Here is a 26,924-nt window from a genome sequence, read left to right on the forward strand (position 1 = left end):
ATGTTCCGCCACCGAACCGCCCCAAGGTGGAACGGCACGCAAGAAGGCCGCAACCCGCACGGCAGTGAGGCGCAGGGAACGAGATTCACTCTCGGTGGTACGGGTGGTTGGCATTGATCGACCACGCCCGGTACAACTGCTCGATCAGCAGCACCCGCACCATCGCGTGCGGCAAGGTCAGGTCGGACAGGCGAATGCGCTGGTGCGCGGACGCACGGAACGCCGGTTCCAGGCCGTCGGGTCCGCCAATCACCAGGGCCACGTCATCGCCATCCAGCTGCCACTGCTGCAATTGCTGAGCCAGTGCCTTGGTCGTCAGCGCCGTGCCGCGCTCGTCCAGCACCACCACGCGGCAGCCGCGCGACAGGGCCGCCTGGATGCGCTCGCGCTCGGCCGCCAGCAGCGTCTCAACGGTCTTGGAGCCGCGCGGTTCGGTCTTGACGGTCTTGATCTCCACCCGCAGCTCGGGCGGAAAGCGTTTGGCGTAGTCGTCGTAGGCGGTCTGGGCCCAGTCGGGCATGCGCTGCCCGACCGCGACGATCACCAGCTTCATGCCTTTTTCTTGGGTGCCGCTTTGGCCGCGGTCTTGGCGGCAGGCGCCCGTTTCACCGCCGGTTTGGCTGCCGACTTGGCGGCCGGGCGCGTGGCGCTCTTGGGCTTGACCACCACGGTCTTGAGCGGGGCCTTGGCCGGCACGGCGCCGGTGGCAGTCTTGCGGCTCGCAGGCTTCGCGGCGGTCTTGGCCGCGGGTTTTCCGGTCGCCCGCGTGGTCGTCTTCGCAGCGGCCTTGGCGGGTGCGGCCGCCACAGCTGCAGAAGCCGCCTTGGCGGCCTTGCGTGCCACCGACTTGGCGTCGATCGGCTTGACTTCCTTGGCTGCGGCGCCCTTCTTCGTGGTCTTGGCCGCCGTCTTGGCGGCGGGCTTGGCTTCGGCCGCCTTTTCCGCACCGTGCTTCAGGCGCACTGGCTTGGCGCCCCAGATCTCTTCCAGGCGGTAGTACTGCCGGATCACGGGCTGCATCACGTGCGCCACGGCTGCGCCGCAATCCACGATGATCCACTCTCCGTTGTCTTCGCCCTCGATGCGAGGCTTGTCGAAGCCAGCCTCGCGCACGGCGTCGCGCACGCTGGCGGCCAAGGCCTTGGTCTGCCGGTTGGACGTGCCACTGGCGACGATCACGCGCTCGAACAGAGGAGAAAGATGTTCCGTGTTGAAGACCACGATGTCCTGACCCTTGACGTCCTCAAGCCCATCGACAATGGCGCGCTGGAGTTTCTGGATGTCTTTTTTGCCGGTGGTTTCGCTGGTCATGAAGGATTCTGATAAAGGTGATGGAGTGAAATATAGCTTGCGACGGCCTCGGGCACCAGAACCTGCAGCGAGTCGCTGCGACTGATGGTCTGCCCCAGATGGGCGCGCACGGCGGTGGCACTGATGTTTTGCAACGGCATGTCCAGCCGCCGAAATGGCAGGTCCACGCCCGAAAGATCCGTTTCCTGTTGCGGGCCCAGCGTGGCGTCGGCGCCGATGTTGGTCGCGCGGTTGGCCACGGCCAGCGTGGCCTGCGCCAGCACCTCGGGCCAGCGCACCCAGCTCTTGAAAGCCAGCAATTGATCGGCCCCGAGCACCAGGAAGAGCTCCGCACCCGGGTACTCGGCGGCCAGTTCTTTCAGGGTGTCGGCGGTGTAGCTCGGGCCGGCGCGGTGGATTTCCCGCTCGTCGATGCGGGTGTTGGGCAGATCGCCAAAGGCGAGCTGACACATGTTCACCCGGTGTTGGGCCGGCGACAGCACGCGTGCCTTGTGCCAGGCCTGTCCCGTGGGCAGGATGTGCAGCACGTCGAGCCCGAGCTGGCTCAACGCCACGTCCGCCAGGGCCCGATGCGCCCAGTGGGGTGGATCGAAGGCGCCGCCGAACATGCCCACTCGCGGGCGTCGGGCGGTCATGGTGCTGGCCTGGGCCATCAGATCCAGTCCTTGCGCACCAGGAATTCCTTGTACAGCCGGTCTTCCGGCGTGCCTTTTTTGCTCTTGCGGTTGTAGGCCCAGCTAACCAGCGGCGGCATGGACAACAGGATGGACTCACTGCGCCCGCCCGACTGCAGGCCAAAATGGGTTCCCCGGTCCCAGACCAGGTTGAACTCCACATAGCGTCCGCGACGGTACAGCTGGAAGTTGCGCTCGCGCTCGCCATAGGGCATGTTCTTGCGCCGGTCCACGATGGGCAGGTAGGCATCGAGAAACGCATCACCCACCGAGGCCGTCATGGCAAAGCTGCCGGCAAACCCGAGCTCGGAAAAGTCGTCGTAGAACACGCCACCGATGCCGCGTTGCTCATCACGGTGTTTGAGATAGAAGTACTCGTCGCACCAGGCCTTGAACCGCGGGTACTTGTCCACCCCGAACGGGTCGAGCGCGGTTTTGCAACTGCGGTGGAAATGCACCGCATCCTCCTCGAAACCATAGTAGGGCGTGAGGTCCATGCCACCGCCGAACCAGTACACCGGCGCGCCGCCCTGGGGTTTGGCGGCGATCATGCGCACGTTCATGTGCACCGTGGGCACGTAGGGGTTGCGCGGGTGGAACACCAGCGACACCCCCATGGCCTCGAACGGCGCGCCCGAGAGCTCGGGCCGGTGCTGCGTGGCCGAGGGCGGCAGGCGCGGGCCCTTCACGTGCGAAAAACCGCAGCCGGCGCGCTCGAACACCGCACCCCCCTCCAGGATCTGCGTGATGCCCTGCCCTTGCAGCGATTCGCCGGGCGCCTTCTTCCACTTGTCCACCACGAAACGGCCGCCATCAATCAGGGCCACGGTGGATGTGATGCGCTCCTGCAAGTCGGTCAGGTAGTCGCGAACCTCTTGGGTCTGTTGGCTCATGCAGGTGTCCGGATGTGCGGAAATCGGGTCGCCCCGGCCAGGCGCGGCATCACGCCGCGCGGTAACCGATGTCGCGGCGGAACTGCATGCCGTCAAAGCGGATGCGGTCGATCGCGTCATAGGCTCTGCGTTGGGCGCTGGCCACGGTGTCGCCCAGCGCGGTGACACACAGCACCCGGCCACCCGACGCCACCACATCCCCACTGGACTCGCTGGTGCCGGCGTGGAACACCATGAGATCGGGCGCATCCGCCGGCAGGCCGGTGATGACGTCGCCCTTGCGCGGACTCAGCGGATAGCCTGCCGCTGCCAGCACCACGCCGAGCGCCACACGCGGGTCCCACTCCAGGGCGACCCGATCGAGCTCGCTGCGCGTGGCGGCCAGCAACACCTGCGCCAGGTTGCTCTTGAGGCGCATCATGATCGGCTGGGTTTCCGGGTCGCCCATGCGGCAGTTGAATTCCAGCGTCTTCACGCGGCCGTCGGGCGTGATCATCAGGCCGGCATACAGGAAGCCGGTGTAGGGAATGCCGTCGGCCGCCATGCCGCGCAGCGTCGGCAGGATCACCTCGTCCATGGCCCGCTGGTGCACCTCGGGCGTGACCACCGGCGCGGGCGAATACGCGCCCATGCCACCGGTGTTCGGCCCCTGATCCGCGTCCAGCAGGCGCTTGTGGTCCTGGCTGGTGGCCAGCGCCAGTGCACGCACGCCGTCGCACAGCACGATGAAGCTGGCCTCTTCGCCCGTGAGGAACTCCTCAATCACCACGCGCGCGCCGCCTTCGTTGTGGGCCACGCCCAGCGTGTTGTCCAGCAGCATGAAGTCGATCGCTTCGTGCGCTTCGGCGAGCGACATGGCCACCACCACGCCCTTGCCCGCCGCCAGGCCATCGGCCTTGATCACGATCGGTGCGCCCTTGGCATCCACAAAGGCGTGCGCCTGCACCGGGTCGGTGAAGGTCTGGTACTCGGCCGTGGGGATGCCGTGGCGCTGCATGAAGGCCTTGGAGAAGGCCTTGGAGCTTTCCAGCTGCGCGGCGGCTTTCGTAGGGCCGAAAATCGGCAGGCCATGGACACGGAACTCATCCACCACGCCCGCAGCCAGCGGGGCCTCTGGGCCGACCACCGTGAGCGCGACGTTGTTGGCCTGGGCCCATTCGCGCAGCGCCACCTTGTCCGTCACGGACAGGTTGGTCAGTTCGGCGTCCCGTGCGGTGCCGGCGTTGCCGGGTGCCACGAAGACCTGGCTCACGCCCTCGGACTGTTTCAGTTTCCACGCCAGCGCGTGCTCGCGGCCACCGCCGCCAATCACCAGGACTTTCAAACCTATCTCCAAAATTCAATCACAGTGTCGGAGCGCAATGCCCCATCGAGAACGCGGCGGAACCGGCTTTGCCGGACCGCATCGCGTTGCCCCCTGGGGGGGGTGACGCGCGCAGCGCGGCGCAGGGGGGATCACAGCTCGGCGTTGTGGAAGACTTCCTGCACGTCGTCCAGGTCTTCGAGCACATCCAGCAGCTTCTGCATACGGGCGGCATCTTCACCGGTCAGTTCGATGGTGTTTTCAGGACGCATGGTCACCTCGGCCACCTCAGGCTTGAGGCCGGCAGCCTCCAGCGCGTTCTTCACCGCTTCGAAGTCGGTGTAGGCGGTCAGCACCTCGATGGCGCCGTCGTCATCGGTGATCACGTCTTCGGCGCCCGCTTCCAGCGCCACTTCCATGACCTGGTCTTCCGAAGTGCCGGGAGCGAAGATGATCTGGCCGCAGTGTTTGAACTGGAACGCCACCGAACCTTCGGTACCCAGGTTGCCGCCGAACTTGCTGAAGGCGTGGCGCACTTCGGCCACGGTGCGCACCTTGTTGTCGGTCATGGTGTCGACGATGATCGCCGCGCCGCCGATGCCGTAGCCTTCGTAACGGATTTCCTCCAGGGCCTGCCCTTCCAGATTGCCCGAGGCCTTATCCACGTTGTACTTGATGCGGTCGGCCGGCATGTTGGCGGCCTTGGCCTTGTCGATCGCCAGCCGCAAACGCGGGTTCATCGTCGGGTCACCGCCACCGGTGCGGGCGGCCACCGTGATCTCACGGATGACGCGCGTCCAGATCTTTCCCCGCTTTTCGTCCTGGCGACCCTTGCGGTGTTGAATATTTGCCCATTTGCTGTGTCCGGCCACGAAAGATTCCTTATCCCCGTTTCGGGTTTGATCTAATAAGCAGGCGATTTTACGTTTTCACCCACCTTGCCCCCAGAAGGACCCCATCCATCATGGCCGAACCGATGCTGATTGCCCAGAACGCCACCACCCAGTGTCATCTGCTGCCGGGCCTGGCCAACCGACACGGCCTCATCACCGGCGCCACCGGCACCGGCAAGACCGTGACCCTGCAGACCCTGGCCGAGCAGTTCTCCAACATCGGCGTGCCGGTGTTCATGGCGGACGTGAAGGGCGACCTCACCGGCATCAGCCAGCTGGGCAGCTTCGGCGAAAAGATCAGCGCCGTGCTCAAGGACCGCGGCATCACCCTGCCCACCAGCCAGGCCTGCCCCGCCACGCTGTGGGATGTGTTCGGTGAACAGGGCCACCCGGTGCGGGCCACGGTGAGCGACATGGGGCCGCTGCTGCTGGCGCGCATGCTCAACCTCAACGACACCCAGGCCGGCGTGCTCAACCTCGTGTTCAAGATCGCCGATGACAACGGCCTGCTGCTGCTGGATATGAAAGACCTGCGCACCATGCTGCAGCACGTGGGCGACAACGCCAAGCAGTTCACCACCGAATACGGCAACATCAGCGCGGCCAGCATCGGCGCCATCCAGCGCGGCCTGATGCAGGTCGAGCAGCAAGGCGGCGACCGGTTCTTTGGCGAGCCCATGCTCGACATCAGCGACTTCATGCAGACGGTGGACGGCAAAGGCGTGGTCAACATCCTCGCCGCCGACAAGCTGATGAACTCACCGCGCCTGTACGCCACCTTTCTGCTGTGGATGCTGTCCGAGCTGTTCGAGCAGTTGCCCGAGATCGGTGACCCGGAAAAGCCCAAGCTGGTGTTTTTCTTCGACGAGGCCCACCTCCTGTTCAATGAAGCGCCGAAAGTGCTGATCGAGCGCATCGAGCTGGTGGTGCGCCTCGTGCGGTCCAAGGGCGTCGGCGTGTATTTCGTGACGCAGAACCCGCTGGACATTCCCGACAGCGTGCTCGGCCAGCTCGGCAACCGCGTGCAGCACGCCCTGCGTGCCTTCACCCCGCGCGACCAGAAAGCCGTGCGGGCAACGGCAGAGACCATGCGCCCCAAAGCCGGCCTGGACATCGAAGCCGCCATCACAGAACTCGCCGTGGGCGAAGCGCTGGTGAGCCTGCTCGACAGCAAGGGCCGTCCCAGCGAAACCGAGCGCGTGTATGTGGTGCCCCCGGGCAGCCAGCTCGGCCCCATCACCGCGCAACAGCGCCAGAGCCTGCTGCAGGGTTCGCTGGTGGCCGGGGTGTACGAAAAAGAGGTGGATCGCGAAAGCGCCCACGAAATCCTGCGTGCCCATGTGGACGCACGCACCGCCCCAGCGGAGCCCGAGGCGGCTGGCGTGCCCAAAACCCCGCGCATTCCAGGTGTGGCGAAACAGCCTGCCGAAGCGGCTGGCAGCGGCGGCATTGGCGGCATGTTGAATGAGGCCCTGTTCGGTCGCACGGGTCCACGCGGCGGCCAATACGACGGCCTGGTGCAAACCATGGCCAAGACCGCGGCCCGCAGCGTCGCCAGCGGGATCGGCCGGCAGATCGTGCGGGGGGTGTTGGGAAGCTTGTTGGGCGGCAAACGCTGACCCGGCGACTTTTCCGCCCTTCCCTGCGAACTTTCCGGCTCCCTGCGTGGGTCTGCTCAAAACACTGCTGTACGGCCTGCTCGCCCTGGCCGTTGTGCTCCTGATCGGCGCCCAATTCGACTGGTTCAGCGGCCATCAGCCTTCGGATCTCGGTGTGAGGCAAGGTCGACTGAAGCCGCCGTCCCTCACGCGCAACAGCGTCTCCAGCCAGGCCGATCTGTATCCGGACCACCCCCAACGGGCCCACGCTCTCATTCCGCCCCTGCCCCTCAAACATGGCGACGCCGCCGCCTCGCTGCGCACGCTGGCCGCCGTGCTGCAGGGGCAGCCCGGCATCACGCTGGTCGAACAGCGGCCGGACTACCTCTACGCGCAGGCCCGGACACGCTGGCTCAGATTCGTGGACGACCTCGAGTTCTGGTTCAATCCGGCGCGGGGCGTGATCGAGGTGCGCAGCGCAAGCCGCCTGGGCAGAGAGGACACCGGTCTGAACCGCCGACGCATGGAACACATCCGCGCGGCCTATCTGCGTCAATGAGCCACCTGCAAAACCGATTCCCCATCGGCAGCCCATCAAACCACCTTCTCCTGGATGCTTCATGCCTCAAAAAAAGACCCCCTCCCGTGCCGCCATGCTGCTGCTCACCGCGGTGCTCAGCGCCTGTGGCGGTGGCGACTCTGACGATGGTTCGGGAAACGCCACATCGGCGCTCAGGGTCGCGAGCTGTGGCGGCGAAGGTGGCCCGCTGCGCATCATGCCCCTGGGCGATTCGGTCACCCAGGCCGAGGCGGGACACAACAGCTACCGCCGGGTGCTCTGGCAACGCCTGAACGCCGCGGGCTGCTCGGTGGACCTGGTGGGCAGCCGCACCGGCGTCTCCAGCGGCTACCGCGACAGCCCACAAACCAGCGCCCCCAACCCCGATTTCGACCAGGACCACGAAGGCTATTGGGACTACCATGCCCACGAACTGGCGCCCCTGGTAGCCGGCAAGGTCGGCAACGCCCGCCCCGACGTGGTCTTGCTCCACCTGGGCACCAACGACGTGCTCAATGGCCAGAGCGCCGCCGGCATCATCGCGGAGCTGGGAAGCGTGATCGACGCTATCCGGGCAGGCAAGGCCGACACCCACATCGTGCTGGCCAAGATCATTCCGGCCGCCCCCGACACCGCAGGAACAGCGGCACTGAACCGCGGCATCGACGGCCTGGCGGCGTCGCGCAACTCAGCGCTCTCGCCCATCGCCGTGGTGAACCAGGCTGCGGGTTATTCGGTGGCGGACAACTACGACGGCGTCCACCCGAACGCCAGCGGTGAGGCCAAACTCGGCAACAAATGGGCCGACACCGTGCTGGCCTGGCGGACGCACTGACCGCTCAACAGCCCCAAAAACAAAGGCCCGGATGTCCGGGCCTTTGTTTTGTGTGCGCCAGGGCGCCCGGCATCAACCCGCCGTGGCCTCTTCCGGCTTGGCCTTGCCTTCTTTCTTCGGCAGCGGCTGGATGTCGAGCTTGACTTCCTGGGTTTCCTTGCCGGCTTCGTCGGTCTTGGTTTCCAGGTCCACCGTGAGCCGGCCGCCTTCGGTCAGGCGCCCGAACAGCAGTTCGTCCGCCAGAGCACGACGGATCGTGTCCTGGATCAGCCGCTGCATCGGACGTGCGCCCATGAGCGGATCGAAGCCCTTCTTGGCCAAGTGCTTGCGCAACGCATCGGTGAAGGTGACTTCCACCTTCTTCTCGGTCAACTGGCCTTCGAGCTGCAGCAGGAACTTGTCCACCACGCGCATGATGACGTTCTCGTCCAGCGCCTTGAAGCCCACGATGGCGTCCAGACGGTTGCGGAACTCCGGCGTGAACAAGCGCTTGATGTCGGCCATCTCGTCGCCAGCCTCGCGCGGGTTGGTGAACCCGATCGTGGCCTTGTTCATGGTCTCCGCGCCGGCATTGGTCGTCATGATGACGATAACGTTGCGGAAATCGGCCTTGCGCCCGTTGTTGTCGGTCAGGGTGCCGTGGTCCATCACCTGCAGCAGCACGTTGAAGATGTCGGGGTGCGCCTTTTCGATTTCGTCGAGCAGCAGCACGCAGTGCGGCTTCTTGGTGATGGCTTCGGTCAGCAGGCCACCCTGGTCAAAGCCCACGTAACCGGGAGGCGCACCGATCAGGCGGCTCACGGCATGGCGCTCCATGTACTCCGACATGTCGAAGCGGATCAGGTCGATGCCCATGATGTAGGCCAGCTGCTTGGCGGCTTCGGTCTTGCCGACGCCGGTGGGGCCGCTGAACAGGAAGGCGCCGATCGGCTTGTCGCTCTTGCCCAGGCCCGAACGCGCCATCTTGACCGACGATGCCAGCACTTCCAGCGCCTTGTCCTGGCCAAACACCACGCTCTTGAGGTCGCGTTCCAGCGTCTGCAGCTTGCCGCGGTCGTCGTTGGACACGTTGGCCGGCGGGATGCGTGCGATTTTGGCCACGATCTCTTCGACCTCAGCCTTGCTGATGGTTTTCTTGCGCTTGGACGCCGGCAGGATGCGCTGCGCCGCGCCCGCTTCGTCGATCACGTCGATCGCCTTGTCGGGCAGGTGGCGGTCGTTGATGTACTTGGCGCTCAACTCGGCCGCCGCCTGCAGCGCCGCCAGGGCGTACTTGACGTTGTGGTGTTCCTCGAAGCGGCTCTTGAGTCCCTTGAGAATATCCACCGTCTGTTCCACCGTGGGTTCGACCACATCCACTTTCTGGAAACGGCGCGACAGCGCGGCGTCTTTTTCGAAAATGCCGCGGTATTCGGTGAAGGTGGTCGCGCCGATGCACTTCATCTGACCACTGGAGAGTGCCGGCTTGAGCAGATTGGACGCGTCCAGCGTGCCACCCGAGGCCGCGCCGGCCCCGATCAGGGTGTGGATTTCGTCGATGAACAGAATCGCGTTGGGCTTGTCCTTGAGCGACTTGAGAACACCCTTCAGGCGCTGCTCGAAGTCACCGCGGTACTTGGTACCGGCCAGCAGCGCCCCCATGTCGAGCGAATACACATGCGACTCGGCCAGGATCTCGGGCACGTCCCCCTGGGTGATGCGCCAGGCCAGTCCCTCGGCGATGGCGGTCTTGCCCACACCGGCCTCGCCCACCAGCAACGGGTTGTTCTTGCGGCGGCGGCACAGGATCTGGATCACACGCTCGACCTCGTATTCGCGGCCGATCAGCGGGTCGATCTTGCCGTCTTTGGCCAACTGGTTGAGGTTCTGGGTGAACTGCTCCAGCGGCGAGGCCTTTTCGTTGCTCTTGGCTTCACCGGCCTCTTCGTTCTCGGCCGCGCTTTCACCCGACTTGGTGGGCTCGGGCGGATCGCTCTTGCGGATGCCGTGAGCGATGAAATTGACCACGTCCAGGCGCGTCACGCCCTGCTGGTGCAGGTAGTAGACAGCATGAGAGTCCTTTTCGCCGAAGATGGCAACCAGCACATTGGCGCCCGTCACTTCCTTCTTGCCGTTGCCGGTGGACTGCACGTGCATGATCGCGCGCTGAATCACACGCTGGAAACCGAGCGTGGGTTGGGTGTCCACCTCGTCGGTGCCGGCCACCTGTGGGGTGTTGTCCTTGATGAAATTCGCCAGCGACTTGCGCAAGTCGTCGACGTTGGCCGAGCAGGCGCGAAGCACCTCGGCCGCGCTGGGGTTGTCCAGCAGCGCGAGCAGCAAGTGCTCGACGGTAATGAATTCGTGTCGCTGTTGCCGAGCCTCGACGAAGGCCATGTGCAAGCTGACTTCAAGTTCCTGGGCAATCATGGACACTTCCTTTAGGGCTGTGGGTGATAGGAAACGCGGATTTCAGGGATAGAGATTACGCGGTAGCAGACCATCAGGTGGGGTGTGTTGTTATTTATTCAACCGGTTCACTCAAGCACTGCAGCGGGTGGCCAGCCGAGCGGGCCGCCTGCAGCACCTGGTCGACCTTGGTGCTGGCCACGTCACGGGTGTAAACGCCGCAGATGCCTTTGCCCTCCAGGTGGATCTTGAGCATGATCTGGGTCGCGGTTTCGCGGTCCTTGCTGAAGAACTCCTGGATAACGTGGACCACGAACTCCATGGGCGTGAAGTCGTCGTTGAGCAGCACCACCTGGAACATCTGGGGCGGTTTGACGCGCTGCGTGCGGCGCTCAAGCACCACGGAATCATCGCTGCCCACACTGGGCGGGGCAACGGGATTGGGTGGTTTTCTGGGGTTCTGGGTGGCCATGAATTTGATTCTAGCGGCGCACACCCATCCCCTGCGCGGCGAAGGCAAATGAAATGCCTGCGCCCGCTCGCTTCCCCTGGCATGGGGTTTGGGAGGGAGGCGCTGGACTGGCGCCAGGATCCGCTGTTGGGCATGCTCCATTGTGAGGCGCGCGCCCAAAAACGAAACCGCCGAGGAAGCCGGCTTCCTGGCGGTTTTTCGCGCTCTTTCACCACCCCGAGGCAGCGCCCGGTGACCCGGGTCCGCTGCGGGGCGGTGCCGGATCACATGTTGTCGATCATGACCTGACCAAAACCGGAGCAGCTCACCTGGGTGGCGCCGTCCATCAGGCGGGCGAAGTCGTAGGTGACCTTCTTGCTGGCGATGGACTTCTCGATCGAACTGATGATCAGGTCCGCGGCTTCCTTCCAGCCCATGTGGCGCAGCATCATTTCGGCGGAGAGGATTTCGGAACCAGGATTCACGTAGTCCTTGCCGGCGTACTTCGGTGCCGTGCCGTGGGTGGCTTCAAAACAGGCCACGGAGTCGGACAGGTTGGCGCCGGGGGCAATGCCGATGCCGCCCACCTGCGCGGCCAGGGCGTCGGAGATGTAATCACCATTCAGGTTCAGCGTCGCCACCACCGAGTACTCGGCTGGGCGCAGCAGAATCTGCTGCAGGAAAGCGTCGGCAATGCTGTCCTTGATCACGATGTCCTTGCCAGACTTCGGGTTCTTGAACTTGCACCACGGGCCACCGTCGATCAGTTCGGCGCCAAACTCCTTCTGGGCCAGGGCATACGACCAGTCACGGAAGCCCCCTTCGGTGTACTTCATGATGTTGCCCTTGTGCACGATGGTCACGCTGGGCTTGTCGTTGTCGATCGCGTACTGGATGGCCTTGCGCACCAGGCGCTCGGTCCCTTCACGCGACACCGGTTTGATGCCGATGCCCGAGGTGTTCGGGAAACGGATCTTGGTCACGCCCATCTCTTCCATCAGGAACTTGATCAGCTTCTTGGCCTTGTCGGACTCGGCTTCGTACTCGATGCCGGCGTAGATGTCCTCCGAGTTCTCGCGGAAGATCACCATGTTGGTCTTTTCCGGCTCTTTCACCGGCGAAGGCACGCCCTTGAAGTACTGGACCGGGCGCAGGCAGACGTAGAGATCGAGTTCCTGGCGCAGCGCCACGTTCAGCGATCGGATGCCGCCGCCCACGGGGGTGGTCAGCGGACCCTTGATGGAGACCACGTATTCGCGCAACGCGGCCAGGGTTTCTTCGGGCAGCCACACGTCGGGGCCGTAGACCTTGGTCGACTTCTCACCGGCGTACACCTCCATCCAGTGGATCTTGCGCTGGCCGCCGTAGGCCTTGGCCACGGCCGCGTCCACCACCTTGAGCATCACCGGGGTGATGTCCAGACCCGTGCCGTCGCCTTCGATGTACGGCACGATGGGCTGGTCAGGCACATTGAGCGACATGTCGGCATTGACGGTGATCTTCTCGCCTTGGGCAGGGATGGTGATGTGCTGGTACATGGGGACGGGTCTCCGTGAGAGGCTATGGGGTGAGGCGCCGGCCCATGTTGATGGGGTCCGGTGGCCGCACGGGATCGTGCTCGCAAATTCTAGTGCCGATTGTTCTGCCCGGGCCAGGCGCCGCCCCTGGAACCAGCCGGCTCGGCCCTACCACGGCGAATGGCGGACAATGTGAACTGCCCATGACCACCGCCATCGCCTCATGAACCGACTGCTCGTCCAACTCTCCTGCCTGCTGGCCGTTTTCGCACTCCCCGCCTGGTCCCAGGACACCCCCCAGCTCCAGTTGCCACGCGTGACACTCTCGGCGGGTATGCACCTGATCAACGCCCAGCTGGCGGCCACGCCGGAGCAGCGCACCATCGGCCTGATGTTCCGGCAGGAGATGCCGGCAAATGAGGGCATGCTGTTTGTCTTCGAGCAGCCCGCGGGCCAGTGTTTCTGGATGAAAAACACACTGCTGCCGCTGACCGCCGCCTTCGTGGCCGATGACGGCACCATCGTCAACCTGGCCGACATGAAGCCGCAGACGCTGGACTCGCACTGCTCGACCCAACCGGTGCGCTATGTGCTGGAAATGAACAAGGGCTGGTTTGCCAAACGCGGGCTCAAGTCGGGCTCCCGGCTGGGTGGTGCGCCCTTCGAGCGCCGCAAATAACCGAAGGCCGCGAAGGCTGTGGGCTCTGCATCGGCCCCGGCCGCATGACGCACCCCGTTCGCCCACAAGGACAAAGACAAAAGCGACCCGGACGGCCATGCCATCCGGGTCGCTTTTGAGATCAGCCGTCGTCGATGACGGCGCGTCCACCGGAACGGTGGAACGGCCTTCAGTGCCTTAAGCGGGGACGGTTTCCAGCGCCGCGTTCAGTGTGGGGCTCGGACGCATCACGGCGGCCAGCTTGTCAAAGTCGGGCTTGTAGTACCCGCCGATGTCCACCGGCTTGCCCTGCACCTCAGCCAGCTCGGCCACGATGGTTTGTTCGTTCTCCGCCAGTTTCTGGGCCAGCGGTGCGAAATGGGCGGCCAGAGCAGCATCTTCGGACTGCGCGGCCAGCTCCTGGGCCCAGTACATGGCCAGGTAGAACTGGCTGCCGCGGTTGTCCAGCTGACCGGTCTTGGGCGACGGGTTCTTGTTGTTGTCCAGCAGCTTGCCGGTGGCCGCGTCCAGCGTCTTGGCCAGAATCTTGGCCTGGTTGTTGCCGGTTTTGATGCCCAGATCTTCCAGCGAAACCGCCAGTGCCAGGAATTCACCCAGCGAATCCCAGCGCAGGTGGTTTTCTTCCACCAGTTGCTGCACATGTTTGGGCGCCGAGCCGCCGGCGCCGGTTTCATACATGCCGCCGCCCGCCATCAGCGGCACCACGGACAGCATCTTGGCCGAGGTGCCCAGTTCCATGATGGGGAACAGGTCGGTCAGGTAGTCGCGCAGGATGTTGCCGGTGGCGCTGATGGTGTCCAGGCCTCGGACCACACGCTCCAGGGTGTAGCGCATGGCACGCACCTGGCTCATGATCTGGATGTCCAGACCGGTGGTGTTGTGCTCGTGCAGGTACATCTTGACCTTGGTGATCAGCTGGGCCTCGTGCGGACGGTACTGGTCCAGCCAGAACACCACCGGCATGCCGGAGTTGCGCGCGCGTGTCACGGCCAGCTTCACCCAGTCGCGGATGGCGGCGTCCTTGACCTGGCACATACGCCAGATGTCACCGGCTTCCACGTTCTGGCTCAGCAGCACTTCGCCCGTGGCCAGATCGGTGATGTTGGCCACGCCGTCTTCGGGAATCTCGAAGGTCTTGTCGTGTGAGCCGTATTCCTCGGCCTGCTGGGCCATCAGGCCCACGTTGGGCACGGTGCCCATGGTCTTGGGGTCGAAAGCGCCGTGCCATTTGCAGAAGTTGATCATCTCCTGGTAGATGCGGGCAAAAGTCGACTCGGGCATGACCGCCTTCACGTCCTTCAGCCGGCCATCGGCACCCCACATCTTGCCGCCGTTGCGGATCATGGCGGGCATGGAAGCGTCCACGATCACGTCGTTGGGCGAGTGGAAGTTGGTGATGCCCTTGGCGGAATCCACCATGGCCAGTTCGGGACGGTACTCGTGGCAGGCGTGCAGGTCGCGCTTGATCTCGTCCTGTTTGCTCTGCGGCAGCGTGGAGATCTTGTCGTACAGGTTGGCCATGCCGTTGTTGACGTTCACGCCCAGTTCGTCGAACAAGGCGCCGTGCTTGGCGAAAGCGTCCTTGTAGAAGATCTTCACGCAGTGACCAAACACGATGGGGTGGGACACCTTCATCATGGTGGCTTTCACGTGCAGCGAGAACATGACGCCGGTCTTGTGGGCGTCCTCGATTTCCTTCTCGTAGAACGCTTCCAGCGCCTTCTTGCTCATGAACATGCTGTCGATCACCTCGCGGTCGAGCAGCGAGACCTTGGGCTTGAGCACGATGGTCTTGCCGCTGTTCGTGATCAACTCCATCTTCACGTCGCGCGCCTTGTCCAGGGTGATCGACTTTTCGCCGTGGTAGAAGTCGCCGGCGTGCATGTGCGAGACGTGCGAGCGCGAAGCCTGGCTCCATTCGGCCATGCTGTGCGGGTTCTTGCGGGCGTATTCCTTCACGGCCTTGGGTGCGCGACGGTCCGAGTTGCCTTCGCGCAGCACGGGGTTGACGGCGCTGCCGATGCACTTGGCGTAACGGGCGCGGATGGCCTCTTCTTCGGGCGACTTGGCCGACTCGGGATAGTCGGGCAGCGCATAACCTTTGGACTGCAATTCTTTAATGGCGTTGACCAACTGGCCCACCGAGGCGCTGATGTTGGGCAATTTGATGATGTTGGCCTCGGGCCGCAGCGTCAGCTTGCCCAGCTCGGCCAGCGCATCGGGCACGCGCTGTTCTTCCGTCAGGCATTCGGGAAACGTGGCCAGAATGCGTGCCGCCACCGAAATGTCGCTGGAGACCACGTTGATGCCAGCGGGCGCGGTGAACGTGCGGATGATGGGCAAAAAGGCGCTGGTGGCCAACAACGGCGCTTCGTCGGTCAACGTGTAGATGATGGTGGGTTGCTGGTTGCTCACGGTTTTCTCCAGATATCGTTGTAGGCATCCCGCTGGCCGTGTGGCAGGCCAACCGAATCGGCGGATAGTCCGAGATTTTGCTTTCAGCGCTCTGACCCAAACCCCGCTTTTTGAACTGCAATCTCACAATGCGAATTTTTGAGATCGATTGACCAACTTTTTTTGTGCGAATCGGCAAAAATGCCCCGAAAGCCAACGAAATCAGGGACACATCAGCACCGACTGGGCGCACACACCACGGCGCCGACGGGCAACAAAAAGGGCCCGAAGGCATGGCCTTCGAGCCCTTTTCTGTCAGCCTGAAAACCGCTTTCAGGCGAAGTTGGCTTCGGCGAACGACCAGTTCACCAGCTTGTCGAGGTAGGTTTCGACGAACTTGGGGCGCAGGTTGCGGTAGTCGATGTAGTAGGCGTGCTCCCACACGTCCACGGTCAGCAGGGCCTTGTCGCCGGTGGTCAGCGGGGTGCCGGCAGCGCCCATGTTGACGATGTCGACCGAGCCATCGGCCTTCTTCACCAGCCAGGTCCAGCCAGAACCGAAGTTGCCCACCGCGCTCTTGACGAACGCTTCCTTGAAGGCGGCGTAGCTGCCCCACTTGGCATTGATGGCCGCGGCCAGCGCGCCGGAAGGCTCGCCGCCGCCGTTGGGCTTCATGCAGTTCCAGAAGAAGGTGTGGTTCCAGATCTGGGCGGCGTTGTTGTAGATGCCGCCGCTGGACTTCTTGATGATGGACTCCAGGTCCATGGCCTCGAACTCGGTGCCCTTTTGCAGGTTGTTCAGGTTGACCACATAGGCGTTGTGGTGCTTGCCATGGTGGAACTCCAGCGTTTCGCGGCTGTAGTGGGGCGCCAGATCGTCCAGGCCATAAGGCAGTGCGGGCAAGGTGTGTTCCATGGGGGGTTCCTCGTGTGGTGGTTGTGTTGTGAGAGAAAGAACGCCGGGCCGGGCGCGAAGCCCTCCAGCAAGACGATCGCGCATTGTAGGCACGCACAAAGAGACAGCAGAGATCAGGGTTTCTTGGGCTCACATCCCTTACAAATTCACCGTGAGGCCCAGTTCGCCATCGGAGAGCGTGGCCCGCAAGGCCTGCCCCGCCCGAGTTTGGGCCACACGGGTGATGGCCAGGCCCTGTGCGTCGGTCAGGAACGCGTAGCCCCGCTCCAGCACCAGGTGCGGATCGAGCAGACCCAGGGCCGCATCCAGGCGCTGCAGGCGCGCACTGTGCTGCTCCTGCGCCCGCCGCAGGGCCAGTGGCAAGGCGGTTTGCAGGGACTGCAGCCGGTTTTGCTGACGCTGTGCCGCCAGCAGCAGCCCACGCTGCAGGCGGTGCTGCAGACCCATGAGCCGCTGGTGGTTGTCGTGCAGTCGACCCGAGGGCCTGCCCAGGCGTTGAGCGAGCCGGTCCAGCCGCTGCGCGCGCTGGTCGATGGCGCCGTAGGCGGCCTCGGCCAGACGTTCGCCCAGATAGGCCAGCTCGCCCAGGCGGGCCTCGCGTGTGGGGGCGCACAGCTCGGCCGCGGCCGTGGGGGTGGGCGCGCGCAGGTCGGCCACGAAATCGGCCAGGGTGAAGTCGGTTTCGTGGCCGACGCCACAGACCACGGGCATGGGCGCCCGCGCCACGGTGCGCACCAGTGTTTCGTCGTTGAACGACCACAGGTCTTCCAGCGAACCGCCACCCCGCACCAGCAGCAGCACGGCGCTTTCACCCGTTTGCTCGTGGCGGCGGTAGGCCGTCTGCAGCGCCGCACACAGTTCGGCCGGTGCCTGTGCGCCCTGCACCGCCGCGGGATACACCACCACAGGCAGGTGCGGCACACGTCGGCGCAGCGCGGTGATGACGTCGCGCAGGGCCGCCGCCCCCAGCGAAGTGACCACACCAATGCTGCGCGGCTGGGGCGGCAGCGCCCGTTTGCGGGCCGCATCAAACAGCCCCTCGGCTTCAAGCCGTGCCTTGAGGCGCAGGAATTCCTCGAACAGTGCCCCCTGGCCGGCAGGCTTGAGGCTGTCCACGATCAGTTGCAGGTCGCCGCGCGGACCGTACACGTCGAGTTTTCCCTGGGCCTCCACCACCTGCCCGTCGCGCGGGGCAAAGCTCAGCTGTTCGGCCGAGCGGCGAAACAGGGCACAGCGGACCTGCCCGGTGTCGTCCTTGAGCGAAAAGTAACAATGCCCGCTGGCCGCACGCGAGAAACCGGAAATCTCGCCACGCACCGCCACCGGGTTGAAGCGCGCGGACAAAGTGTCCGCAATGGCGCGCATGAGCGGCCCAACCGCCCAGACACGGCGCGCCGGTGCTGCATCAGAACCTGAAAATGGCTCAGACACAGGGCTCTCCAGACCAAAAGTGTCCACAATCCGCGTGATTTCTTGGGCGGCGACCCGAAAGACCGCGCTCCAACTGGCCCGAACGCCAAGCCCTTGAAATCAAAGCAGTTTCTGCTGCCTGTTTTGTCATCGAATTGTCTGGAGCGAGGCCTGGTGCGGCTTGAGGGATGGGATGGGGTGGGTTCTTCACAAAGTTATCCACAGAATCTGTGCATCGCGGCAGGCCCGTTCGCAGCGCGATGGTGGGGTGGCGTTCGCTGGGCTGCGGGGCGCTGGTCTGCACTTGAGCCGACCGCTTTGGAGGCTGAGCCATAATCGCCGGACCGCCCTTCGGCCGCAACGCGTCGGCCTTTCCTGGAGCCCTGATTTGCTTTCCATCATACAAGCCGCCGGCTGGCCGATCTGGCCATTGATCATCTGTTCCGTGCTGGGCATGGCCCTCGTCATCGAGCGCTTCATCAGCCTGAAAACCGCCAAAATCGCCCCGCCCAAACTGCTCGATGAAGCGATCATGGTGTCGCGCAGCGGCATACCCGGCCCGGACGTGGTCAAGCAGCTGGAACAGAACTCGGTGCTGGGCCATGTGCTCGCCAGCGGGTTCCGCACCTTCAACAGCAACCCGGTGGCCACCGAAGACGATCTGCGCGCCAACCTCGAGATCGCCGGTCGCCAGGCCGCTGCCAAGCTGCAGCGCTACCTGGGAGCGCTCGCCACCATCGCATCGGCCGCGCCCCTGCTGGGCTTGCTGGGCACGGTCATCGGCATGATCGAGATCTTCGGCTCGCAGGGCGGCGAAGGCGGCATGGGCGCAATGCCCGGCGGCGGCAACCCCGCCCAGCTGGCGCACGGTATCTCGATCGCCCTCTACAACACCGCGTTTGGTCTGATGATCGCCATCCCCGCGCTGATCTTCTGGCGCTATTTCCGGGCCCGGGTGGACGACTACCTGCTGGCCATGGAGCTGGCGGCCGAGCGCTTTGTGCGGCATTTGTTGAGCCTGCGCAAATGAACTTTCGACCCGGTTCCCGTGACGAGCCCGAGATCAACCTGATCCCGTTCATCGACGTTCTGCTGGTGGTGCTCATTTTCCTGATGCTCACCACCACCTACAGCAAGTTCACCGAGCTGCAGGTCAACCTGCCGGTGGCCGACGCGCAGGCGCAGCGCGAGAACCCCCAGGAAGTGATCGTCTCGGTCAGCAACGATGGGCGCTACTCGATCAACAAACAGCTGCTCGAAGGCAGTGGGGTCGAGATGCTCACGCGCGCGCTGTCGCTGTCCGCTCAGGACAACCGCGAGGTGGTGGTGGTCATCAGCGCCGATGCAGCGGCCACCCACCAGTCCGTCATCAACGTGATGGACGCCGCACGACGCGCAGGCCTGGTGCAGATCACCTTTGCCACCCAGCAGTCATCGGGTGGCAAGGCCGCCCGCGGCAAGTCCTGAACCCTTCTCCCCACATGAACCCCGGGCCAGCCGACCGGCAAGCGCGCTGGCTGGCCACGGCCCAGGAGCGTGGTCCTCGGGCCAGGCTGCTGTGGCCGCTCTCGCTGCTGTACCGCATGCTTACGGACCTGCGGCGCCGGCTGTACGTCATTGGCGTCTTCAAAACCCGGCGCCTGCCCGTTGCGGTGGTCGTGGTGGGCAATGTGGTCGTGGGCGGTGCGGGCAAAACCCCCACGGTGATCGCGCTGGTGCAGCAGCTGCGCGCACTCGGCTGGCAGCCGGGTGTGATCTCACGCGGCTATGGCCGCCGCAGCGAAAAGGTGACCGAGGTCGGCCCAGACACGCCCGCAGCGGACAGCGGCGACGAACCTGCGCTGATCCGCCGCGCCACCGGGGTGCCGGTTTTCGTGGCCAGGCGCCGGATCGACGCTGCGCAGGCGCTGCTCGCGGCGCACCCGCAGGTGAATGTGCTGCTCTGCGACGATGGACTGCAGCACCTGGCACTGGCGCGCGATCTGAGCATCGCAGTGTTTGACGAACGCGGCACCGGCAACGGCTGGCTGCTGCCCGCCGGGCTGTTGCGCGAGCCATGGCCCCCGGCTCCTGGCACACCGTTCAGCCCCGACCTGGTGCTGATTCAACACAGGCAGGACCGCGCCGCCCCCGTGGTCCCATCGGCTGCGGGTGTGCCCGTGTTCCATGCGGTGCGCCGCCTGGCGGACCACGCCGTGGGCGTTGGCGGTGAGCGCATCGCCCTCGAAGCACTTCAAGGCAAGGCCCTGACCGCCGTGGCCGGCATTGCCCGACCCGCGGTGTTCTTTGACATGCTGCGCGCCCGAGGCCTCACGCTGGCGCGCGAAGTGGCGCTGCCCGATCATGCGGATCAGGCGGTCTATGAAGCCCTGCTGGCGTCCCCCACCACCACGGTGGTATGCACCGAGAAGGATTCGGTCAAGCTGTTCGCCCTGCACCCCGACGGCGGAGCCGCAGGCTCGGTCGATGCCTGGGCGGTGCCGCTGGAGCTCGTGCCCGAAGCGGCGTTTTTTACCGCCGTCGGTGAGCGCCTGGCCGCCCTGAAAAACCGCCGCTGAGACGCATGGCCCGTGCCGGCCCGACTATCATCGCGGCATGGACACCAAACTGCTTGAACTGCTGGTCTGCCCGGTCACCAAAGGCCCGCTGATCTACGACCGCGAGAAACAGGAACTGCTCTCGCGCAGCGCGCGTCTGGCCTATCCTGTACGCGATGGCATCCCTATCCTGCTCGAACACGTGGCCCGTACCCTGACCGAGGAAGAAGCGGCCCGCCCACCGGCACCCGCGCCGCTTCCATGAGCCGCCCCGCCGAGAACACGGGCTTCACCGTCCTGATCCCGGCCCGGCTGTCGTCGAGCCGCTTGCCCGACAAACCCCTGGCCGACATCGCGGGCCTGCCCATGGTGGTGCGCGTGGCCCAACGCGCGCGGCTGAGCCACGCCACCCGCTGCGTGGTGGCCGCGGACGATGCCCGCATCGTGCAGGCCTGTGAAGCCCATGGCATCCCGGTCCTGCTGACCCGCACCGATCACCCTTCGGGCAGCGACCGCCTGGCCGAAGCCTGCACCCTGCTCGGCATGGCCGACGATGAGACGGTGGTCAATGTGCAGGGCGACGAACCGTTGATCGAGCCCGCGCTGATCAACGCGGTGGCGGCGGAGCTCCAGCGCCGCCCCGACTGCGTCATGAGCACCGCCGCGCACCCGGTGGACAGCATGGCCGACTTCCTCAACCCCAATGTGGTCAAGGTGGTGCTGGACCGGGCCCAGACTGCGCTGTACTTCAGCCGGGCACCCATCGCCTGGTGGCGCGACGGCATGGCGGCGCTGGATGGGGCGGCACCGAGCAACACACTCCCCTCGCCAGCGCCGTTGCGCCACATTGGCATCTATGGGTACCGCGCCGGTTTTCTGCGCCGATTCCCCAGGCTGGAACCCGCCCCACTGGAAATCACGGAGTCGCTGGAACAGCTGCGCGTGCTCTGGCATGGTGAACGCATTGCGGTGCATCTGAGCCCGGTGGCACCCGGCCCCGGCGTGGACACCCCACAGGACCTGGAACGGGTCCGCGCACTGCTGGGCGCACGCTGATTTCACTCTCAAATCCGGCCTTCTGGCTGTAAGCCAGCGCCCGGGATGCCCGTGCTATCCTCGACCGGTCGCCCCCGGCTCCCGGCCCAGGGGGCCGCCACGAGAGACACGTGGCCTCCGCATTGAAACTCTGAAAAAGGAACGTGATGAGACTGATTCTGTTGGGCGCTCCGGGTGCCGGCAAAGGAACGCAAGCCACTTTCATCTGCCAGAAGTACGGCATTCCCCAAATCTCGACGGGTGACATGCTGCGCGCCGCCGTCAAGGCCGGCACGCCTCTGGGCCAGCAGGCCAAGGCCGTCATGGAGGCGGGCGCCCTGGTGAGCGACGATCTCATCATCAATCTGGTCAGGGAACGCATTGGCCAGCCCGACTGCGCCAATGGTTTCCTGTTCGACGGATTTCCCCGCACCATCCCGCAAGCCGACGCCATGAAGGCCGCTGGCGTGAAGCTGGACTACGTGCTCGAAATCGACGTACCGTTCGACGCCATCATCGAGCGCATGAGCGGACGCCGTTCGCACCCCGCCTCGGGCCGCACCTACCATGTCAAGTTCAATCCCCCCAAGGTCGCCGACCGGGACGACGTGACCGGCGAACCGCTGATCCAGCGCGAGGACGACAAGGAAGAAACCGTGAGAAAGCGCCTGGATGTCTACAGCGCGCAGACCCGCCCGTTGGTGGACTACTACAGCAACTGGGCCAAAACCGATGCCGCTGCCGCGCCCAAATACCGCGCCATCAGCGGCATGGGTTCGGTGGACGACATCACCGCACGCGCCTTCGCGGCCTTGTCTGAATAAGCCCACCGCCACCCACCCCAAGCCCGGCCCGATGCCGGGCTTTTTGTTGTCCGCTCACTTTTTTATCCGTTGCTTGCAAAGACGTTGAAACTGGTTAAAAATACAGCCACTGGATAAGAAGACAGTCCCGCCCGGCGCCATTCATGCCGGAGCTGCTTTCCGCCCCCTTTGCTGCACGCTCCTGGCAGCGCCCGACGCCCCTACAAGAGGTATTCCATGATCGAGTCCGCGTTCTACCCGCCCAAGCTCACGGCCCGCCAGCAACAGATTCTGGAACTCATCCAGAGCGCCATTGCCCGCACCGGCGCGCCACCCACCCGGGCCGAAATCGCCACGGAGCTGGGATTCAAGTCGGCGAATGCGGCCGAAGAGCATCTGCAGGCGCTGGCGCGCAAAGGTGTGATCGAGCTGGTCAGCGGCACTTCGCGCGGTATCCGGCTGCGCAGCGAAGACCTCCAGTCCATCAACGAGTCGCGTGGGCGCCAGTTGACGCTGCCCTTGCCCAGCCTGACGCAGTTGATGTTGCCCCTGGTGGGCCGTGTGGCGGCGGGCTCACCCATCCTGGCCCAGGAACACGTGGATCAAACCTACCACGTCGAACGCAGCCTGTTTCAGCACACACCCGACTACCTGCTCAAGGTGCGTGGCATGTCCATGCGCGACGTGGGCATCATCGACGGTGACCTGCTCGCCGTACAGGCCACCAAAGAAGCCAAAAATGGCCAGATCGTGGTGGCCCGGCTGGGCGACGATGTGACTGTCAAGCGCTTCATGCGGCGCCAGCATCTGATCGAACTGCACGCCGAAAACCCGGACTACAAGACCATCGTGGTCGAACCGGGCGAACCTTTTGAGATCGAGGGCCTGGCCGTCGGACTGATCCGCAACAGCTTCCAGATCTGACCCACCGGGTCCATGTCGCCTCAGCAGGTGGCGGGCGTTTGGTCGGGCTCGTGCATGTTCACTGGCCCGACACATCCCTGCGCTGGCGACCCCATTCGCAATCCTGCCTGTGTTCAACCCCTTTTTTGGAGTTACGCATGGGAATCCGCTTCACCACCAACACCTGGCGCGCACCGTTGCAGTTGATCGACTGCTGGTTGCCCGCCGCCCCGCAACGCCCAACCACACCGCGCATCATGTCGCAGGTGGTGCGGCATTTCACCCGTGCAGGCTGGCTGGGTCGCACCATTGATGTCTCGACCCCCTCCGCCAACAACAGCATGGCCACCGGCAACAGAGCCATTCAGCCGCCAGCCGCCCACCGGGCCTGTCATGTGCGTGTGCTGCGTTCGGACGAAGCATCCGCCAGCGACCGCAGTGGTCCGCGTCTGGTGATCTCGGGCCGCATCAACGATGTTTGTGCCGAACTGGACCGGCTGGCCGCGTTGGAGCATCTAGCCGAGGCCCGGCATACCTGAACCTTGATTGGCCCTGGCCCCGATCAACAGCGCATCCTCGCCGTCTTGATCGGGGTTGGTTCGCAGGGCCAGTCCCGGTGCGGGGGCGCCTGACCATGCGGGCACAATAGCCCCCATGAATATTGTGATTCTTGACGACTACCAGGACGTGGTCCGCAAGCTGCGTTGCGCCGAAAAGCTCGAGGCCTATCCGGCCAAGGTCTTCACCAACACCGTCAAAGGCGTGGGTCAGTTGTCCATCCGTTTGCGCGACGCTGACGTGCTGGTGCTGATCCGGGAGCGAACCCAGATCACCCGACAGCTCGTCGAGAAGTTGCCCAAGCTCAAGCTCATCGCGCAAACCGGTCGCGTCGGCGGGCACATCGACGTCAATGCCTGCACCGAACGGGGCATTGCCGTTGCCGAGGGCGTGGGCGCACCCTTTGCCACGGCCGAGCTGACCTGGGCCCTGATCATGGCCTCCATGCGGCGCATTCCCCAGTACGTGGCCAACCTCAAACATGGTGCCTGGCAACAGGCCGGCCTGAAGTCGTCGTCCATGCCCGTGAACTTCGGCGTGGGCATGGTGCTCAGGGGCAAGACCCTGGGTGTCTGGAGCTACGGTCGCATTGGTCAACTGGTGGCCGGATACGGTCGGGCTTTTGGCATGCGGGTGATCGTGTGGGGCAGCGAAGCCTCCAGGCAGCGGGCCTCGGCCGATGGTTACGAGATCGCGAAAGACAAGATCGACCTCTTCGAGTCTTCCGACGTGCTGTCACTGCATCTTCGCCTGGGTGAGACCAACGCATGCAGCGTCACGCTGGAGGATCTTTCCCGCATGAAGCCGACCTCGTTGCTGGTGAACACCTCTCGTGCCGAGCTTCTGGAACCCGAGGCTCTGCTGGCGGCCCTGAACCGTGGTCGCCCGGGCATGGCCGCCGTGGATGTGTTCGAGTCCGAACCGATCCTTCAGGGCCATGCTTTGCTGCGTCTGGAGAACTGCATCTGCACGCCACACATCGGCTATGTCGAGCAGGAGAGCTATGAAACCTATTTCTCGTCCGCGTTTGACAACGTGGTCAATTACATCAAAGGCACGCCGACCAACATCGTCAATCCGGGGGCGCTGCAGGTGCGCCGCTGAAACATCGAAAAGCCCTGGGATTCCCTCGTGACACAAAAAACGCCGGATCGATCCGGCGTTTTTTCTGACGTCACTTCTTCGGGTCGGCCGGTTTGTTCTGCGACTCGCCATCGGGGGGCATGAAGTCCAGCACCTCGAAGTCGATCAGATTGCCCTCGGCCATCGTGAACGAGGGTTTGCCCGGCGCAGGAACGGATGGCGCGGAAGGCTCCACCGGCACGGCCACTTCAGGCAACGACGCTTCGAAGGCGGACATTTCCGCCAGTTCGTCCAGATCCACATCCAGCCCCAGGCGAGGTGAGACCGGTGGCATCAGATCCAATGGTTCGGTCTGACGCCCGGACGCAGCCGCCTCGGCCACCGATGTGGCCAGCGCCTTGCTACCGGCGGCTTTGAGCGGTTGCATGGCTGTGTGCTGAAAACCGTTGGCAGGTTTGGGTGATTCCGAGTCGTGCTGGATCATTTCCTTGGCAATCGCATGCAGCAGCAGCAATTCGCGATAGGCTTCCAGATCGAAGACCTCGGCTTCCGTGTCGTTGTGCTCTTTGAAGATCGACTGCTCGATCACCTCCAGCACCTTGGGGCCAGGCCACAGCGCCTGGATACGGCTGAACGCCGCCTCATAAGCTTCCAGGCCACGGCTTTCATCGGTGTACTGATCAAATGGCGGCGCACCGGCGTTGAAAATGCGGTTGAACTCTTCACGCAGCGCTTCGTAGTCGTTGCGGCGGTTGAGCTTGTGATAGAGCTTGAACAAATCCAGATAAGCCAGTGCGCTGGGCTCCTGGCTCTCGGCCAAGTGATGACGCAACACCTGGATGGCCTGCTCGACTTCCCCCAGGGAGACGAAGAAATCGGCTTGTTGCTGCACGTCGAACAGCTCTTCGGTCGCCACCGAACGCGAAACACCGATCAGACTCGGTGCGAACTCGCGTTTGTCCTTCGGGGGCAGTCCCGGCACGCTTTCAACACCCACCTCGGACAGCGGGCTGTATTCATCGAACGAGGACTCCCGGTCAAGATTCAGATCGATGTCCAGAGCCCCGGCCCTGGGTACGCCCGAGCGCACCACCGGTCGTTTTTCGGCTTTGCTGGAGGCGCTGGGGGCCCACCAGGCTCGGGAAGCATCGGAATCCGTGACCTGCGGACCCTTGCGCCGCCACACCACGAACAATGCCAGCAAGGCCAGCAACAACAAGGCGCCGAGCAGGTACACCAGCCAGTTCAGGTAGCGCTGGGAACGGGCCTGTTCCAGGCGGGCATTGAGTTCGCTGATGACCGCGTTGTTCCGGACTTCCTCCTCACGCAACCCCTTGGACTCGGCCTCCAGCACTGCCATCTTCTGGGCATCGCGCAGGATCTCTTCCGGCGACGCATTGATGGCTTTCCACAGCAAGCCGGCTGCGGCACGCTCTTCTTCCGATGTGGTCGGCTCGCTGAGCAGGGAGGGTGAGAGTCTGAGCACCGGATCGCGCTCGATGTTCAGGCTCAGATCCAGGGGATCGAGTTGCAGACGCGGCCCGGTAGGTCGTGCGGGTTCCGCCGGTCGACGCACCACGCTCGGAGGGCGTGGTCGGACCGGTCTAGCGCCAGATGGGCTGGGACTGGTCGCCCTCGCTGCCGCATCCGGACGCTTCGCAGGAGCCGCCGGTGCCGCTGCCCCCCCTTGGCCGCCAGTGGCCGAGGATGCTGGCGGCAAGGCCATGGTGCCGGTCCCCGTCGCTGGCGGGCTCGGCTCAGCCGATCTGGCCGGCTCGCTGATCAGGTCGGCCAGCAGGACGTAGCGGCGTGTGAATGGCGTGCCGCAGCCCGCCCGCACCAGGATCGTGACAATCGGTTCGGTGACCGGCTCGCTCGACTGGATGCGCACCGAAGCTCCGGCGTCGGGGGCGGATCTCTGAGGGGTGCTGCGCACTGCCCCGGCGGCGACCCGGGTGTCGCCGTACAGCACTTCGGCCTGTATGCACTGAGCGTCAATATCCTCCCCGGGGCTCAGCAGCGCTTGCACGCGCACGTCCAGCGGGCGCCCGATCACGGCTGCCCCACTGTGCCTCCCCAACGTTACCGCCGAACTGCTCAAAGCAGTTGATAGCAAAATACAGGCTGTCCAGATCTGGCGCACGTCAGAGACCCTTCATTTCTTTGTCGGAACATTCTGTCATAG

The 26,924-nt window shown here is 64.5% G+C and carries 26 protein-coding genes; 13 read left to right on the forward strand and 13 right to left on the reverse strand.

Annotated features, from left to right (window positions below):
• Positions 1–85: 85 nt before the first annotated feature.
• The 6 genes from rlmH to HTA01S_RS08545 all read right to left on the reverse strand — a co-directional run bounded on the left by rlmH (position 86) and on the right by HTA01S_RS08545 (position 5,053).
• Positions 86–553, reverse strand: coding sequence for a 23S rRNA (pseudouridine(1915)-N(3))-methyltransferase RlmH (rlmH, locus tag HTA01S_RS08520; protein WP_068169285.1), 468 nt, complete (start codon positions 551–553; stop codon positions 86–88).
• On the reverse strand, positions 550–1,311 hold the full coding sequence (gene rsfS / locus HTA01S_RS08525) for a ribosome silencing factor (RefSeq protein ID WP_068169287.1): 762 nt from the start codon (positions 1,309–1,311) through the stop codon (positions 550–552). Before rsfS ends, rlmH begins: the two co-directional genes overlap by 4 nt.
• Complete coding sequence (nadD, locus tag HTA01S_RS08530) at positions 1,308–1,964, reverse strand: nicotinate (nicotinamide) nucleotide adenylyltransferase (protein WP_245638034.1); 657 nt, start codon at positions 1,962–1,964, stop codon at positions 1,308–1,310. The genes rsfS and nadD overlap by 4 nt, the downstream gene beginning before the upstream one ends.
• On the reverse strand, positions 1,964–2,878 hold the full coding sequence (gene hemF, locus HTA01S_RS08535) for an oxygen-dependent coproporphyrinogen oxidase (protein WP_068169290.1): 915 nt from the start codon (positions 2,876–2,878) through the stop codon (positions 1,964–1,966). Before hemF ends, nadD begins: the two co-directional genes overlap by 1 nt.
• Positions 2,879–2,927: 49 nt before the next feature.
• Positions 2,928–4,202, reverse strand: a complete 1,275-nt coding sequence (gene purD, locus HTA01S_RS08540) for a phosphoribosylamine--glycine ligase (protein ID WP_068169294.1) — start codon at positions 4,200–4,202, stop codon at positions 2,928–2,930.
• A gap of 131 nt (positions 4,203–4,333) precedes the next feature.
• Complete coding sequence (locus HTA01S_RS08545; RefSeq protein ID WP_068169296.1) at positions 4,334–5,053, reverse strand: YebC/PmpR family DNA-binding transcriptional regulator; 720 nt, start codon at positions 5,051–5,053, stop codon at positions 4,334–4,336.
• Between the two features lie 92 nt (positions 5,054–5,145).
• Here HTA01S_RS08545 and HTA01S_RS08550 point away from each other — a divergent pair, with 92 nt between their 5' ends.
• The 3 genes from HTA01S_RS08550 to HTA01S_RS08560 all read left to right on the forward strand — a co-directional run bounded on the left by HTA01S_RS08550 (position 5,146) and on the right by HTA01S_RS08560 (position 8,066).
• Positions 5,146–6,693, forward strand: coding sequence for a helicase HerA-like C-terminal domain-containing protein (locus tag HTA01S_RS08550; RefSeq protein ID WP_068169299.1), 1,548 nt, complete (start codon positions 5,146–5,148; stop codon positions 6,691–6,693).
• A 46-nt stretch (positions 6,694–6,739) separates the two neighbouring features.
• Positions 6,740–7,231, forward strand: coding sequence for a DUF1499 domain-containing protein (locus HTA01S_RS08555; RefSeq protein ID WP_068169303.1), 492 nt, complete (start codon positions 6,740–6,742; stop codon positions 7,229–7,231).
• Between the two features lie 61 nt (positions 7,232–7,292).
• Positions 7,293–8,066 (forward strand): SGNH/GDSL hydrolase family protein, encoded by a 774-nt coding sequence (locus HTA01S_RS08560; RefSeq protein WP_084235952.1) that lies wholly within the window; start codon positions 7,293–7,295, stop codon positions 8,064–8,066.
• 72 nt (positions 8,067–8,138) lie between these two features.
• Here HTA01S_RS08560 and clpA read toward each other — a convergent pair whose 3' ends face one another.
• The 3 genes from clpA to icd form a co-directional block, all read right to left on the reverse strand.
• On the reverse strand, positions 8,139–10,475 hold the full coding sequence (clpA, locus tag HTA01S_RS08565) for an ATP-dependent Clp protease ATP-binding subunit ClpA (RefSeq protein ID WP_068169311.1): 2,337 nt from the start codon (positions 10,473–10,475) through the stop codon (positions 8,139–8,141).
• A gap of 94 nt (positions 10,476–10,569) precedes the next feature.
• Positions 10,570–10,926, reverse strand: a complete 357-nt coding sequence (gene clpS / locus HTA01S_RS08570) for an ATP-dependent Clp protease adapter ClpS (protein WP_068169315.1) — start codon at positions 10,924–10,926, stop codon at positions 10,570–10,572.
• Positions 10,927–11,189: 263 nt separating this feature from the next.
• Positions 11,190–12,443 (reverse strand): NADP-dependent isocitrate dehydrogenase, encoded by a 1,254-nt coding sequence (gene icd, locus HTA01S_RS08575; RefSeq protein ID WP_068169318.1) that lies wholly within the window; start codon positions 12,441–12,443, stop codon positions 11,190–11,192.
• A gap of 202 nt (positions 12,444–12,645) precedes the next feature.
• On the opposite strand from icd, the gene HTA01S_RS08580 reads away from it, so the two are divergent.
• A complete protein-coding gene (locus HTA01S_RS08580; protein ID WP_068169320.1) occupies positions 12,646–13,101 on the forward strand; it encodes a DUF192 domain-containing protein in 456 nt (151 codons plus the stop codon).
• A 177-nt stretch (positions 13,102–13,278) separates the two neighbouring features.
• Here HTA01S_RS08580 and HTA01S_RS08585 read toward each other — a convergent pair whose 3' ends face one another.
• The 3 genes from HTA01S_RS08585 to xseA form a co-directional block, all read right to left on the reverse strand.
• Entirely contained in the window at positions 13,279–15,516 is a 2,238-nt protein-coding gene (locus tag HTA01S_RS08585) for an NADP-dependent isocitrate dehydrogenase (RefSeq protein ID WP_068169323.1), read from the reverse strand.
• A gap of 312 nt (positions 15,517–15,828) precedes the next feature.
• Positions 15,829–16,410 (reverse strand): superoxide dismutase, encoded by a 582-nt coding sequence (locus tag HTA01S_RS25915; protein ID WP_068169326.1) that lies wholly within the window; start codon positions 16,408–16,410, stop codon positions 15,829–15,831.
• 138 nt (positions 16,411–16,548) lie between these two features.
• On the reverse strand, positions 16,549–17,775 hold the full coding sequence (xseA, locus tag HTA01S_RS25920; protein ID WP_068169330.1) for an exodeoxyribonuclease VII large subunit: 1,227 nt from the start codon (positions 17,773–17,775) through the stop codon (positions 16,549–16,551).
• A gap of 433 nt (positions 17,776–18,208) precedes the next feature.
• Here xseA and HTA01S_RS08600 point away from each other — a divergent pair, with 433 nt between their 5' ends.
• The 9 genes from HTA01S_RS08600 (at position 18,209) to HTA01S_RS08640 (ending at position 24,760) form a co-directional block, all read left to right on the forward strand.
• Positions 18,209–18,850 carry a MotA/TolQ/ExbB proton channel family protein gene (locus tag HTA01S_RS08600; protein WP_068169333.1) on the forward strand — a complete coding sequence of 214 codons (642 nt, stop codon included), beginning with the start codon at positions 18,209–18,211 and terminating at the stop codon, positions 18,848–18,850.
• Positions 18,847–19,287, forward strand: coding sequence for an ExbD/TolR family protein (locus HTA01S_RS08605; protein ID WP_068169336.1), 441 nt, complete (start codon positions 18,847–18,849; stop codon positions 19,285–19,287). The genes HTA01S_RS08600 and HTA01S_RS08605 overlap by 4 nt, the downstream gene beginning before the upstream one ends.
• A gap of 14 nt (positions 19,288–19,301) precedes the next feature.
• Positions 19,302–20,378 (forward strand): tetraacyldisaccharide 4'-kinase, encoded by a 1,077-nt coding sequence (lpxK, locus tag HTA01S_RS08610; protein ID WP_068169339.1) that lies wholly within the window; start codon positions 19,302–19,304, stop codon positions 20,376–20,378.
• Between the two features lie 37 nt (positions 20,379–20,415).
• The gene (locus tag HTA01S_RS08615; protein ID WP_068169343.1) at positions 20,416–20,622 is read left to right on the forward strand and encodes a Trm112 family protein; all 207 of its coding nucleotides are present in this window, start codon (positions 20,416–20,418) and stop codon (positions 20,620–20,622) included.
• Complete coding sequence (gene kdsB, locus HTA01S_RS08620; RefSeq protein ID WP_068169346.1) at positions 20,619–21,413, forward strand: 3-deoxy-manno-octulosonate cytidylyltransferase; 795 nt, start codon at positions 20,619–20,621, stop codon at positions 21,411–21,413. Before HTA01S_RS08615 ends, kdsB begins: the two co-directional genes overlap by 4 nt.
• Positions 21,414–21,559: 146 nt before the next feature.
• Positions 21,560–22,216 carry an adenylate kinase gene (gene adk, locus HTA01S_RS08625; RefSeq protein ID WP_068169349.1) on the forward strand — a complete coding sequence of 219 codons (657 nt, stop codon included), beginning with the start codon at positions 21,560–21,562 and terminating at the stop codon, positions 22,214–22,216.
• A 216-nt stretch (positions 22,217–22,432) separates the two neighbouring features.
• Positions 22,433–23,119, forward strand: a complete 687-nt coding sequence (gene lexA, locus HTA01S_RS08630) for a transcriptional repressor LexA (protein ID WP_068169351.1) — start codon at positions 22,433–22,435, stop codon at positions 23,117–23,119.
• Positions 23,120–23,256: 137 nt separating this feature from the next.
• Entirely contained in the window at positions 23,257–23,637 is a 381-nt protein-coding gene (locus tag HTA01S_RS08635; protein WP_068169358.1) for a hypothetical protein, read from the forward strand.
• 115 nt (positions 23,638–23,752) lie between these two features.
• Positions 23,753–24,760, forward strand: a complete 1,008-nt coding sequence (locus HTA01S_RS08640) for a D-2-hydroxyacid dehydrogenase family protein (protein WP_068169361.1) — start codon at positions 23,753–23,755, stop codon at positions 24,758–24,760.
• Positions 24,761–24,830: 70 nt separating this feature from the next.
• On the opposite strand, the gene HTA01S_RS08645 is transcribed toward HTA01S_RS08640, so the two are convergent.
• Positions 24,831–26,768, reverse strand: a complete 1,938-nt coding sequence (locus HTA01S_RS08645) for a hypothetical protein (RefSeq protein ID WP_157572025.1) — start codon at positions 26,766–26,768, stop codon at positions 24,831–24,833.
• Positions 26,769–26,924: the final 156 nt, after the last annotated feature.

Origin of the sequence: Hydrogenophaga taeniospiralis CCUG 15921, from assembly GCF_001592305.1 — a bacterium.
Classification (GTDB): Bacteria; Pseudomonadota; Gammaproteobacteria; order Burkholderiales; family Burkholderiaceae_C; genus Hydrogenophaga; species Hydrogenophaga taeniospiralis.